The following is a 12706-nucleotide window of genomic DNA, read 5'->3' as shown; positions in this document are numbered from 1 at the left end:
GGCCCCGGAAGGAGTTACATTCTATGCGTAAGTTCAGCACCATGACCGCAGTGGCCGCCCTGGCTTCCACTCTCGCGATCCCTGCCTTGGCGCAGACCGCTGAATTCACCGCCCCTCAGACCGACGTCGTCTTCACGGCGCCCACGGTCACGGTCGACGGTTATTCGGCGTACAGCTACGACGATCCGACCACGCTCGGCGACATTCTCGACGATGCGGAGCTTTTCTCCTCGATCACCAACGAAGAGATCGGCGAAGTCGAGGACGTATATCCGGGCGCGAACGGCGGCGCGACCTATGTCGAGCTTGAGATCGGTGGCTTCCTCGGCCTCGGCGAGAAGGAAATCGTCGTGCCGCTCGACCAGCTGACGATCGTTCGTGACGTCGCCGATGAAGACTATCGCGTCTACATCGCGGCCACCGAAGAACAGCTCGAAAACTACCCCGAATACGACGACTGATCGGCCTCACGGTCAATCACAAGGGAAAGGCGGTCCGAAAGGGCCGCCTTTTCTCGTACGGGGAAGGCGCAGGCTGCCACCCCCCGCCCGCGAACCGATCAGGTCGCCACTCCCCTGGCCGCGAAGCGATCAGGTCGTCGCTCCCTTTCTGGCAAGGCGATCAGGTCGCCGCTTTCCTTCTGGCGAGGCGATCAGGTCGCCTCGCTGCCCCGCGTGATCGCCGCAATTCCCGTGCGCGACACCTCGACCATCCCGACCGAGGCCATCAGCCGCACGAAGCGCTCGATGTCCCCCGTCGCGCCGGTCACCTCGAACACGAAACTTTCCAACGTCGCGTCGATGGTGTTGGCGTCGAATGCCTGCGCCAGGCGCAGCGCTTCGAGCCGCTGCTCGCCGCGGCCGGACACTTTTACCAGCGCCAGCTCGCGCTCGATGGCGTCGCGGCTGTCGGTGGTGAGGTCGGCGACGCGGTGGACCGGGACGAGACGGGCGAGCTGATGCTTGATCTGCTCGACCACCATCGGCGTGCCGGTGGTCACGATGGTGATGCGCGACAGGCTGCGCTCGTGCTCGGTCTCCGACACGGTGAGGGAATCGATGTTGTAGCCGCGGCCCGAAAACAGGCCGATGACGCGGGCAAGGACGCCGGGCTCGTTGTCGACGAGGACCGATAGGGTGTGCCGCTCCTGTGCCTCTTCGGGGCGAAGGGCGGGGGCGATGCCGATGGGCTGGTTCATGGGTCGTTTCCTAGGTCTGCCGCGCGGGCGCACAACTGGGCCGCATCGCCGGCAATCTTGATCAGTTTGAGACGGGAGGTGGTGCCGGACGCAACGGTGACGTCGCTTTTCGGCACTTTCAGGCGCTTGGCGATGAGGGCGGTGACGGCGCGGTTGGCGCGGCCGTCTTCGGGCACCGCGCGCACCTTGAGGCTGAGGGCGGGCCCGCCGGCCCCCTCGCGGATGCCGGCGAACGCGTCAGCCCTGGCATTGGGCGTGACGCGCACGGAAAGGGTGATTTCCCCCTCGCCCACCCGCAGCCAGTCCGCGCCGGTCATGGCTCAGACCAGCGCCGAGCCCACCTCGTCGATCGCGTTCTCCACCTGCTCGGCCTGCAGATCGTCCTCGGGGGTGAGGAGGATCTCGTTGTGCGCCTTGCCCGACGGGATCATCGGGAAGCAGTTGGTGAGGTTGGCGATGCGGCAATCCATCACCACCGGCCCCTTGTGCGCGATCATCTCCTCGATGGCAGCGTCCAGCTTGTCCGGGTCGGAAACCGCCATGCCCTTCACGCCATAGGCTTCGGCCAGCTTCACGAAGTCCGGCAGCGCCTCGGAGTAGGAGTGCGAGTGGCGGTTGCCGTGGTTGAGCTGCTGCCACTGGCGCACCATGCCCATGTACTGGTTGTTCATGATGAACACCTTCACCGGCAGGTCGTACTGAACCGCCGTCGACAGCTCCTGGATGTTCATCTGGATCGACGCGTCGCCTGCAATGCACAGAACCAGCGAGTCCGGATGCGCAATCTGGGTGCCGATGGCAGCCGGCAGGCCGTAGCCCATGGTGCCGAGACCGCCGGAGGTCATCCAGCGGTTGGGCTTGTCGAAGCCGAAGAACTGGGCGGCCCACATCTGGTGCTGGCCCACGTCTGTCGTGACGTAGGTGTCCTTGTCCTTCGTCAGCTCGTAAAGGCGCTCGACCGATTCCTGCGGCATGATGGTGCCGGGCCGGGTCTTGTAGCCGAGAGACTTTTTCGCCCGCCAGGTGTTGATGTCGTCCCACCACGGCTTGAGGCGCGCCTTGTCGTGCGGCCCGTTCTCGGACCAGACGCGGATGATGTCTTCCATGGCGTGGGCTGCATCGCCGATGATCGGCAGATCCACCTTGACCGACTTGTTGATCGACGAGGGGTCGATGTCGATGTGGATCTTGCGGCTGCCGGGGGAGAACGCGTCGATGCGGCCGGTGATCCGGTCATCGAAGCGGGCGCCGATGTTGATGAGGAGGTCGCAGCCGTGCATCGCGAGGTTGGCCTCGTAGGTGCCATGCATGCCAAGCATCCCCAGCCACTGCGGGTGGGTCGCCGGCAGCGCGCCAAGGCCCATCAGCGTGGAGGTGACGGGAAAGCCCGTCATGTCCGCCAGCTCCCTGAGCAGGTGCGAGGCTGCCGGGCCGGCGTTGATGAGACCGCCGCCGGTGTAGAAGACCGGGCGGCTTGCGGCCTTCATCAGCGCAACCGCCTGGCGGATGCCCGCCATCTCCGGCTCGATCTTGGGCTGGTAGGTCTTGTGGCGCGTGCCGCGGGGCGGGTTGTAGAGCCCTGTTGCGATCTGCACGTCCTTCGGCACGTCGATGACGACGGGGCCGGGGCGGCCGGACGTCGCGACGTAGAATGCTTCATGCAGGATGCGCGGCAGGTCCTCGACCCGGCGGACCAGCCAGTTGTGCTTGGTGCAGGGGCGCGTGATGCCGACCGTGTCGCATTCCTGGAACGCATCGGAGCCGATGAGGTGGGTCGGGACCTGGCCGGTGATGCAGACAAGCGGGATGGAATCCATCATCGCGTCGGTCAGCGCGGTGACGGCGTTGGTGGCGCCGGGACCGGAGGTGACCAGCATGACGCCGGGGCGGCCGGTGGAGCGGGCATAGCCTTCGGCCATGTGGCCGGCGCCCTGCTCGTGCCGGACCAGGATGTGGCGCACGAAGTCCTGCTGGAAGATCTCGTCGTAGATGGGGAGGACGGCCCCGCCCGGATACCCGAAGATGGTGTCGACGCCGTGATCCTTCAGCGCCTCGATGATCATTTGCGCACCGCTCATGCGGCCGTTGTTGCGCTCGTCCATTGTGGTGTCTCCCGAACCGCCATTTTCCAAGCGGTGTTCCCATCGGACCCGCTCAAGGTTCAGTCGGAGAGCGGGCAACAAAAAAGGCCCCAGAGGGCCTTAAATTTTCCGCGCATCATCGTTTCCGGGTCTGGTCAACAGACCCCGATGATGCGCCTTACTACGATAATAAGCTTCGTGGCCATGTGCTTGCCCGTCAGTTTGATCAGGAGCGGTTAGCATGCCCTGCCCCGCCGCGCAATCCTCTTTTGGCACAACTTCACCACCAGAAGCGGCGGGCGTGCCTTGCCGGCGCATAGCCGGCTGCTCCCGAATGTACCGATGGCTTCGGAGTCGCGCGCGCCTGCGCCCGCGCCTTGCTGGCCGATGGTAATGCCGCAGGGCTGCCGCTTTGCGCAGGTTCCGATACCCGCCAAGCCGTGCACCAGCAGATTGCGGCGCAATCAGGCCACGTGTTTCCGAGAATCTTGAGCCGCGCTGAAGGCCTTTTCAGATCGCCTGATCGGCGGCCGCATCGGCGCTTTCGTACCGCGGCCAGTCTCGAAAGCGGTTGCGGAACCAGGTGTCCTGCCGCTTGGCGTACTGGCGGCTTTCGGTGATGGCGCGGGCCATGACTTCTTCGGCGGTGAGTGCACCGGCGGCATGGGCGATGAGGGGCGCAACGCCGATCGCCTTCATCGAAGGCAGCGCCGGGTCCAGCCCGCGGGCCGCAAGGGTTGCCGCTTCCGCCAGCGCGCCGGATGCCATCATCGCCTCGAACCGGGCCGCGATGCGGGCGCGCAAAACGGTGCGGTCGGGCGCGAGGACGATTCTCGTCGACGCCGCGGGGTCAACCAGCGGCGGGCTTTTCTCGGCCTGAAATTCCAGCAGCGACCGGCCGGTGCCGTCCACCACTTCCAGCGCGCGAACGATCCGCTGAGGGTCGCCGGGGTTGAGGCGTGCGGCCATCGGCGGATCGCGACGGGCAAGCTCGGCATGGAGCGCCTCGCTCGGCGCCTCTTTCTGGCGCTGGCGCCAGAGCGCGCGCACGTCTGCCGGGACCTGCGGCGTGGGCGACAGACCCTCGGTCAGTGCTGCCAGATAAAGCCCCGTGCCGCCGACGATGACGGGGCGCTGGCCGCGCTCGCGGGCTGCGGCCAGTGCCCCCGCCACATCTGAGAGAAAAGCGGCGACGGAGTGGGCGGTGGCAGCGTCCACGTGGCCGTAGAGCGCGTGGGGCACGCGCGCCTCATCGGCAGGGGACGGGCGGGCGGTCAGGATCGCAAGGTCGCCATAAACCTGCATGGAATCGGCATTGATGACCACGCCGCCCAGCCGCGCCGCCAGCGCCATTGCCAGCGCGGACTTGCCCGAAGCGGTCGGACCGGCGATGAGAATGGGCATGGACATCGTCATCACACTCGTTGCCCCCGGGCTCCTCGATCCGCGTGCTGTGGCGCGCGTCGTTTCCACTCTCGGCGCCGATCATGCCGAGCGCCTGTCCGATCAGGCCACGGACATATTTGCAAGCGGCCTGCCGGGCCAGTTGCGCGCCGCCGCCGCCTCCGCCCTTGCCGACGAGGCGGTGGACATCATCGCGCAACCGGTCGCCGGCCGCCGCAAGCGCCTCCTCATCAGCGACATGGATTCCACCCTCATCGGCCAGGAGTGTATCGACGAGCTGGCGGCCGTGCACCACCTCAAGCCGAAGGTTGCGGCCATCACCGAGCGGGCCATGCGCGGCGAGCTGGACTTTGCCGCCTCGCTGGTGGAGCGGGTTGCGCTGTTGAAGGACATTCCTGAAGCGTCGATCGAAAGGCTGCTGGCCGAGACGATCACGCCCTCCCCCGGCGCCGCGACCATGGTCGCGACATTGAAGGCCAACGGGGTGCGCACGGTGCTGGTGTCGGGCGGCTTCACGCAGTTTGCCGAGCCGGTTGCCGAGCGGCTGGGGCTGGACGCGATGTTCGCGAACCGGCTGCTTGTGGCGGACGGCAAGCTGACCGGCGCGGTGGCCGACCCCATTTTGGGCGCCGATGCCAAGCGCGAACGGCTTCTGGCGGAATGCGACGCGCTCGGCATCGCGGCGCCCGACGCCATGGCGCTGGGCGACGGCGCGAACGATCTGGCGATGATCGGGGCCGCCGGACTTGGGGTTGCCTACCGGGCAAAACCCGCCGTTGCCGCCGCTGCGGATGCGGAAATCTGCCACGCGGACCTGACCGCGGTGCTTTATGCGATGGGGTTCAAGGCCGGTGAGTTTGTGTCCGGCTGAACGGTCGGCCTTCTACAAAAGGCCTATGCTGATGGCGAAAATGAATGCCATCGCGACGCTGACTGTAATGAACGCGGCCCGATCGCCCGCGAGCAGAGTACGAACTCGTCCCATAGCGTTCTCTCCTACGTTGTTTTTTGCCGCCACTCTCGTTGACGTAGAGGGGAGCGTATACCCGCCGCCCGGCGCTGTGCAAGCGTTTGGCATTGCTACCTGCGATGCTACAGGAGCGGCAGAACAAAAGGCCTGCCATGCGAAACTGTTACATCGTCGACTATATCCGCACCCCCATCGGCCGGTTTGGCGGGGCCCTCGCCTCGGTGCGTGCAGACGACCTTGCCGCCCTCCCCATCCGGGCGCTGATGGCCCGCAATGACGCTGTGGATTTCGCCGCTGTGGACGACGTTATCCTCGGCTGCGCCAACCAGGCGGGCGAGGACAACCGCAACCTTGCCCGGATGGCGGCGCTGCTGGCGGGACTCCCCACGGCGGTCACCGGCACGACCATCAACCGGCTCTGCGGCTCCGGCATGGACGCCGTGGCCATGGGCGCCCGCGCCATCAAGACCGGCGAGGCGGAGCTGATCGTGGCGGGCGGATCGGAATCGATGTCGCGCGCACCATTCGTGATGCCGAAGGCGGAGACGGCGTTTTCGCGCAACGCCGAAATCTACGACACCACCATCGGCTGGCGTTTCGTCCACCCGCAGATGAAGGCGCTTCACGGCATCGATTCGATGCCGGAGACCGGCGAGAACGTGGCCGAGGACTACGATATTTCCCGCGCCGACCAGGACGCGTTCGCACTGCGCAGCCAGCAGCGGGCCCTTGGCGCCCGCGACCGGCTGGCCGAAGAGATCACCCCTGTCGAGATCAGCCAGCGGCGGGGCGATCCGCTGGTGGTCGACACCGACGAGCACCCCCGCGAAACAACCCTCGAAAAACTCGCCGCGCTCAAAACCCCGTTCCGGGCTGGCGGCACGGTGACGGCGGGCAACGCGTCCGGCGTCAATGACGGGGCGGCTGCGCTGCTGCTGGCCTCCGAGGAAGCGGTGCGGAAATACGGGCTGACGCCGCTGGCAAAGGTGGTGGCTTGCGCCACGGCGGGCGTTGCGCCGCGCATCATGGGGATCGGTCCGGTGCCTGCGACGGCCAAGCTGATGGCGCTGACCGGCACGACCATCGGCGACTATGACGTGATCGAACTCAACGAGGCTTTTGCCGCACAGGCGCTTGCCTCACTGCGCGCGTTGGGACTGGCGGACGATGCGGCCCATGTGAACCGCCATGGCGGGGCCATCGCGCTCGGCCATCCGCTTGGCATGTCCGGCGCGCGGCTTGTGGGCACGGCGGCCATGGAACTTGCCGCCGGGCGCGGCAGCCGGGCGCTGGCCACCATGTGCATTGGCGTTGGCCAGGGCATTGCCATGGGCCTTGAAGCCGCGTGAGCGCATCCCCCTCCAAAGCCGAAACCGCCGCGGTGGCCCGCACCCGCTCCGGCGCCCCCAAGGTGGCGACGGAACGGCTGATGCCCCTCGCCCGCCGCTTCTGGCACGATCACCTCAAGTCGCACCGCCGCACCTTCGTGCTGGTGCTGGTGGCCATCGTGATCGTCGCTGCCTCCACCAGCCTTTATCCGCTGATCATCAACTGGGCCTTCGAGGCGTTTGCCGACAAGTCCGTCTGGGCGGTCAACACACTGCCATTTCTCATCCTGTTCACGGCCGTGCTGAAGGGGGGCTCGCTCTACGGGCAGGTCGCGCTGACGCAGACCATTGTAACCCGCGTCGAGACCGACATGCAGCGCAGGCTCTACCGCCACCTCGTTGCGGCCGACCTTGCCCAGATCGGCGCCCACAACCCCGCCACCTGGACGCAGCGCTTCACCACCGACGTCGATTATGTGCGACAGGCGCTGACCCGGCTGATCGGCGTTCTGGTGCGCGACGGGCTGACCATGGTCGCCCTTCTGGCCACCATGATCTACCTCGATCCGGTCCTCTCGCTGATTGCGCTGGTGATCCTGCCGCTGGCGCTGATCCCCATCTCGCAGATCGGCAAGCGGATCCGCACGGTGGCCCGCCGCACCCAGGAAGAGGCCGGCGGGATGGCCGCCCTCACCTCCGAAACCTTCGGGGCTGCGCGCGTGGTGAAGACCTTCCGGCTGGAGAGCTACCTCACCGCCAAGGCCGATACCGTGTTCGAGACGCTCCGGAGCCTGCGCCGCAGGGCTGCGCTCCAGCGCGCCTTGATGGAGCCCGTGACCGAGGCGCTGGGCGGGGCGGCGGTCGCGGCCATTCTGGTTGTGATCGGCTGGCGGATCCTGTCCGGCGACAGCACCATCGGCGAGTTTACCGGTTTTCTCGGTGCGCTGCTCATCGCGTCCCAGCCGCTGCGGGCGCTCGGCAACCTCAACGCAGTGGTGCAGGAGGGGCTGGCTGCCCTCTCGCGCTACTACGCCACGCTGGACGCCCCGGCCACGGTCCGCGAGGCGCCTGACGCAGTGCCCGCCACCTTCGGCGCCGATGCTCTGAAATTCGACGACGTGTCCTTCTCCTATGGCGGGTCGGATGCGCCAGCGCTGCACGGCATCTCGTTCGAGGCCGTGGCGGGCGGAACCACCGCGATCGTCGGCCGGAGCGGGGCGGGCAAATCCACTGTCTTCAACCTCATCGCCCGGCTTTACGACCCGTCCAGCGGCACCATCCGCATTGGCGGCGAAGATCTGGACGCGCTGACATTGGCCTCCCTGCGCGACCGGATTGCCGTGGTCAGCCAGGACGTTCTTCTGTTCGACGACACGGTGGGCGCCAACATCGCGCTCGGCCGCGCCGGTGCGACAACGGCCGAGATCCGCGCCGCGGCCGAAGCTGCGGGGGCGAGCGCCTTCATTGCGCGCCATCCGGACGCGTTCGACGCGCCCGTCGGGGTGCGGGGCGGCAATTTTTCGGGCGGTGAGCGGCAGCGCATCGCCCTCGCCCGCGCCTTTTTGAAGGACGCGCCGGTGCTCCTTCTGGATGAAGCGACCAGCGCGCTGGATGCCGAAACCGAAGCTGCCGTGCGCGACGCACTGGCGCGGCTTTCCACCGGGCGCACGACGCTGGTGATTGCGCATCGCCTCTCCACAGTGCGCGCAGCGGACCGGATCATCGTGATGGATCAGGGCAAGGTGGCCGAGGTCGGCACCCACAAGGAGCTTGTGGCCGCAGGCGGGCTTTATGCCCACCTCCACCGCATCCAGCTCTCGGACGACTGAGGCCTATTCGCGGCCGATCGCATCCAGAAAGCGGTCGGCCGTGCGGCTGGTGCGAAAGCCGGCCAGCAGCGCCTCGGGATCGTAGACGGTCTCCACCCACTCGGAAAAGCTCAGGCCCGCCGCCTCCCCCGTGGTGGCGTATGCTCCGATGAAGGCATCCAGAATGCCGGTCTTGCCGCGGCTGAAGTGCCCGTAGCGCAGCGACAGCGCCTCGGCTGCGGTGGCGGCGGACGCGCCCTCCACGATGATGAGATAGAGCGCGGTCGCAAGGCCCGCCCGGTCCGCCCCTGACTTGCAGTGGAAGAGGACGGGGCGCGGCAGCAGGGGAAAGCGCGCAATCGCCTCGCGCAGCATGGCGGGCGCCGGTGCCTCCCGCGAGCGCATGATGATCCGCTCGAAGTGGAGGCCTGCCTTGGCGCACGCTTCGCGCTCCAGCGGATCGCCGCCGAACGTTTCCTTGCGCAGCGAAATGACGGTCCTGATCCCGGCGCGCTTTGCAAAGCGGATGTCCGCCGGGGCAGGCTGCGAGGAGCGCCACAGATTGTCCGTCACCTTGAAGCGGTTGGAATGAACGAGGCGCAGGAAGCCGTGGTCGACCAGCATCAGGCTGAACCATGCGGCCCGCCGGTCGCCGGGGGTGGCAAGCTCACCGGCCCAGCGGGCACGCCGTTCGAAACGCCGTGCGGTGGCCGCCGGGGTCTTGCTGCGCCGCGTTCTCATGGATGGGGTTCCGTCGCCTCAATCGGCGGCCCGTGTCATCGGGTCGCCGTTCGCCGCCTGTGTCCGGCGCTTTGGGTCGCCGCGTCAAGCCCGCTCAGTTACCCGCGGCAAGCCCGCCGGGACGGCGCGGGTCGCTGGCCCCGTAAAGCAACCCGTCCGGCCCGCGCATGATCGATTGCGCGGCGCCCATGGACGACTGAATGCGCACATCGTGGCCCTTCTCTTCCAGAAGGCGGATGGTGTCGTGGGAGATGCCTTCCTCAATGCGGATATAGTCCGGCAGCCACTGGTGGTGGACGCGCGGCGCTGCCGTCGCGGTCATGATGTCGCGCTCGTGGACGGTGGCGTTGAGGATCACCTGCATCACCGTGGTGATGATGCGGCTGCCGCCCGGCGAGCCGGTGACGATGAGCGGTGCACCATCCTTCAAAACGATGGTCGGCGTCATCGAGGAGAGCGGCCGTTTGCGCGGCCCCACCGCGTTGGCCTCCCCGCCAATGAGGCCATAGGCGTTGGGGACGCCGGGCTTTGCGGAAAAATCGTCCAGTTCGTTGTTGAGAAGGATGCCCGTCCCTTCGGCTGCAAACCCAACGCCGAACGAGAAATTGAGCGTGTAGGTGTTGGCCACCGCATTGCCCGCTGCATCCATCACCGAATAATGCGTCGTCTCGTTGCTCTCGTGCGGCAGGTTTGCGGGATCGGCCATGATCTCGCTGCTGGGCGTCGTCGTCTCCATGGAGATTTTGGCGCGGATGGACTCAGCATAGGCTTCGGACAGGAGCTTTGCGACCGGAATATCCACAAAATCCGGGTCGCCGAGGTAGAGCGCACGGTCGGCGTAGGCATGTTTCGCGGCCTCCGCCATCAGGTGGATCATGGCGGCGCTGTTGAGGCCGTAGGTGCCGAACGGCGCGTCCTCGATGATCTTCAGCATCTGCACCAGATGCACGCCGCCGGAGCTGGGCGGCGGCATGGAGGCAATCTCGTAGTCCTTGAAGGTGCCGCGCGCCGGCTCCCGCACCATGGCCTCGTAGGTCTTGAGGTCGTCGAGCGTCATCCGGCCGCCCCTGTCGGCCACGGTCTTCACGATGGCTGCCGCGGTGGGGCCTTCGTAAAAGCCTGCGGGGCCGTCTTCGGCAATGCGCCTCAGGCTTTGTGCAAGGGCCGGCATGGGGAGCCGCGACCCGGCCACCGGCACCGCGCCGCCGGGGTACAAAATGGCGGCAGCTTCCGGGTCTGCCTCCAGGAGCGTGCGGGTCCGCTCGCGGCCAAGCGCGGCTTCAAGGTCGGGAGAGACCACAAAGCCGTCCGTGGCGAGCGCGATTGCAGGCGCGATCAGCTCGGACAGCGTGAACTTGCCGGAGCCGTATCGCTCATGCGCGAGTGCGAGGCCGGCCACCGTTCCGGGCACGCCGACGGCAAGCCCGCTGCGGCGCGATTTCTGCGCCGAAGCTTCGCCCGCCTCGTCCAGGAACATGTTGCGCTCGGCTGCACCGGGGGCGCGTTCGCGGTAGTCGATCGCCACGGTTTCGCCGCTGCCGGCCATGTGCACGACCATGAAGCCGCCGCCGCCGATGTTGCCGGCCCGCGGCAGGGTCACGGCCAGCGCGAACCCCGTTGCCACCGCGGCATCGACGGCATTGCCGCCTTCGGCCAGAATGCGCTCGCCCACCAGGCTGGCCTGCGCTTCTTGGCTGACCACCATGTGCGACCGGGCGGGCACCGGATGAAAGCGCTGTCCGTCCGACATGATCTGTGCCTGCGCGGCGCTGGCCACCCCACCAACCGCCAGCGCCACGGGAACGGCGAGGCTGCGGACCCGACTCAACAGCTTTTTCATGGAAACGCTCTCCTTGTCGCTCTGGCAGATTTCTGATCGACGAAACAAACAGGCTACCGCAAACCGGGCTCTCGCCAGCGGATGCAAACAGGTGGCAGCGCCAGGTGCCCACGGCCAGACGACGCCGAATTTGCGTGACTGCGCGTTTGACACGGTCTGACCACCCCTCATAATTAACGTCGCTTTTCGCACTGAAGCAAACGTGCGGTTTTGGCACTCCGGCGCCTGAAACGATGTACCGATTGCTTGGGTCCCGCTCTGTCCTTCATTTGAAAGCCGGCATGACGACAACAGGAAAACAGTTGCACGAACAGGTGCTGGACAATGCGCCGGTCTCATTTGTGGTCACCAATCCGGCCCTGGGCGACAATCCGATCGTGTTCGTCAACCACGCCTTCACCCAGATGACGGGCTACTCGGTCAACGACTGTATCGGGCGCAACTGCCGTTTCCTGCAGGGCGCCGAGTCTGATCCGGCAGCAATTGCCCTTCTGCGTAAAGCCATTGAAGACAAGGCGGAAACCGCTGTCACTCTCACTAACTACCGGGCCGATGGCACGGCGTTCGCCAACCGGGTTCACATCTACCCGCTGTGGGACGATGCCGGGGCGCTGGAATATTTTGTCGGCATCTATCAGGAGACCGCCGACAGCGAGGCGGCGGAAGCCGAAATTGCGCTGCGCGAGATCCATCACCGGGTGAAGAACCACCTTTCCATGGTGGTCGGCATGATCCGGATGCAGGCGCGCGCCAAGAATGCGGCGTCCACGGACGATTACGCCACCCTTGCCCGCCGCATCGAGACCCTTCAGCTCCTTTACCAGGAGATGACCATGGGCGGGACGGACAGCGTCAATGCTGAAGACATCTCGCTGGGGGCCTACGTCTCGCGGATTGCGTCCACCATTGCGTATCTGGACGGGCGGCAAAGCGTGCGGCTGAACGTGGATCTGGATGCGGCCCATACGGCGGTGGATACCGCGGCGCAGATCGGCCTTCTGGTGTCCGAACTTCTGACCAACACCTATCAGCATGCCTTCAAAGAGCAGACCGAAGGGCTGGTGGAAATCCGCCTCAAGGAGCAGAGCGAAGGCGGTGCGATCCGCCTTCAGGTGAGCGATGACGGCGTTGGCATCGATCCGGAGATGAACTGGCCGGACGGCGGCAATCTCGGCGGCAAGATCATCCGCTCATTGCTGACCGGGCTTGGCGCTTCGATGACCGTGGCAGGCGGCAACGGCACGGTTCTCACCATCGACATTCCGCAGCGCACGACGCCCGCAGACGCCCCGGCATAGGGTGGAGCCCGGGCCGCGACGGCCCGGCATGTTGCCTC

At 66.6% G+C, this 12706-nt stretch carries 11 protein-coding genes; 5 read left to right on the top strand and 6 right to left on the bottom strand.

The window, feature by feature from the left end; translation table 11 throughout:
* Positions 1–23: 23 nt before the first annotated feature.
* Positions 24–461 (top strand): PRC-barrel domain-containing protein, encoded by a 438-nt coding sequence (locus tag RDV64_RS16290; RefSeq protein ID WP_309195988.1) that lies wholly within the window; start codon positions 24–26, stop codon positions 459–461.
* 191 nt (positions 462–652) lie between these two features.
* Here RDV64_RS16290 and ilvN read toward each other — a convergent pair whose 3' ends face one another.
* From ilvN to miaA, 4 genes are all read right to left on the bottom strand, one after another.
* Positions 653–1198, bottom strand: a complete 546-nt coding sequence (ilvN, locus tag RDV64_RS16285; RefSeq protein WP_309195987.1) for an acetolactate synthase small subunit — start codon at positions 1196–1198, stop codon at positions 653–655.
* Entirely contained in the window at positions 1195–1515 is a 321-nt protein-coding gene (locus tag RDV64_RS16280) for a DUF167 family protein (RefSeq protein ID WP_309195986.1), read from the bottom strand. Before RDV64_RS16280 ends, ilvN begins: the two co-directional genes overlap by 4 nt.
* Before the next feature lie 3 nt (positions 1516–1518).
* Entirely contained in the window at positions 1519–3300 is a 1782-nt protein-coding gene (locus tag RDV64_RS16275; protein ID WP_309195985.1) for an acetolactate synthase 3 large subunit, read from the bottom strand.
* A 489-nt stretch (positions 3301–3789) separates the two neighbouring features.
* The gene (gene miaA, locus RDV64_RS16270; protein WP_309195984.1) at positions 3790–4683 is read right to left on the bottom strand and encodes a tRNA (adenosine(37)-N6)-dimethylallyltransferase MiaA; all 894 of its coding nucleotides are present in this window, start codon (positions 4681–4683) and stop codon (positions 3790–3792) included.
* Between miaA and serB the strand changes: the two genes are divergently transcribed.
* From serB to RDV64_RS16255, 3 genes are all read left to right on the top strand, one after another.
* Positions 4682–5554, top strand: a complete 873-nt coding sequence (gene serB, locus RDV64_RS16265; RefSeq protein WP_309195983.1) for a phosphoserine phosphatase SerB — start codon at positions 4682–4684, stop codon at positions 5552–5554. The genes miaA and serB overlap by 2 nt on opposite strands.
* A 251-nt stretch (positions 5555–5805) precedes the next feature.
* Positions 5806–7002 (top strand): 3-oxoadipyl-CoA thiolase, encoded by a 1197-nt coding sequence (pcaF, locus tag RDV64_RS16260; protein WP_309195982.1) that lies wholly within the window; start codon positions 5806–5808, stop codon positions 7000–7002.
* An 80-nt stretch (positions 7003–7082) separates the two neighbouring features.
* Positions 7083–8810: an ABC transporter ATP-binding protein gene (locus RDV64_RS16255; protein ID WP_375143837.1), complete on the top strand. Its 1728-nt coding sequence runs from the start codon at positions 7083–7085 to the stop codon at positions 8808–8810.
* Between the two features lie 3 nt (positions 8811–8813).
* Here RDV64_RS16255 and RDV64_RS16250 read toward each other — a convergent pair whose 3' ends face one another.
* A complete protein-coding gene (locus RDV64_RS16250) occupies positions 8814–9530 on the bottom strand; it encodes a tyrosine-protein phosphatase (RefSeq protein WP_309195980.1) in 717 nt (238 codons plus the stop codon).
* A 94-nt stretch (positions 9531–9624) separates the two neighbouring features.
* On the bottom strand, positions 9625–11370 hold the full coding sequence (ggt, locus tag RDV64_RS16245) for a gamma-glutamyltransferase (RefSeq protein WP_309195979.1): 1746 nt from the start codon (positions 11368–11370) through the stop codon (positions 9625–9627).
* A 281-nt stretch (positions 11371–11651) separates the two neighbouring features.
* On the opposite strand from ggt, the gene RDV64_RS16240 reads away from it, so the two are divergent.
* Positions 11652–12668 (top strand): PAS domain-containing protein, encoded by a 1017-nt coding sequence (locus RDV64_RS16240; RefSeq protein WP_309195978.1) that lies wholly within the window; start codon positions 11652–11654, stop codon positions 12666–12668.
* Positions 12669–12706: the final 38 nt, after the last annotated feature.

This window comes from Acuticoccus sp. MNP-M23, assembly GCF_031195445.1.
Classification (GTDB): Bacteria; Pseudomonadota; Alphaproteobacteria; order Rhizobiales; family Amorphaceae; genus Acuticoccus.
Note: the sequence above shows the minus strand (reverse complement) of the source record. Positions and strands in the feature narration are given on the sequence as shown.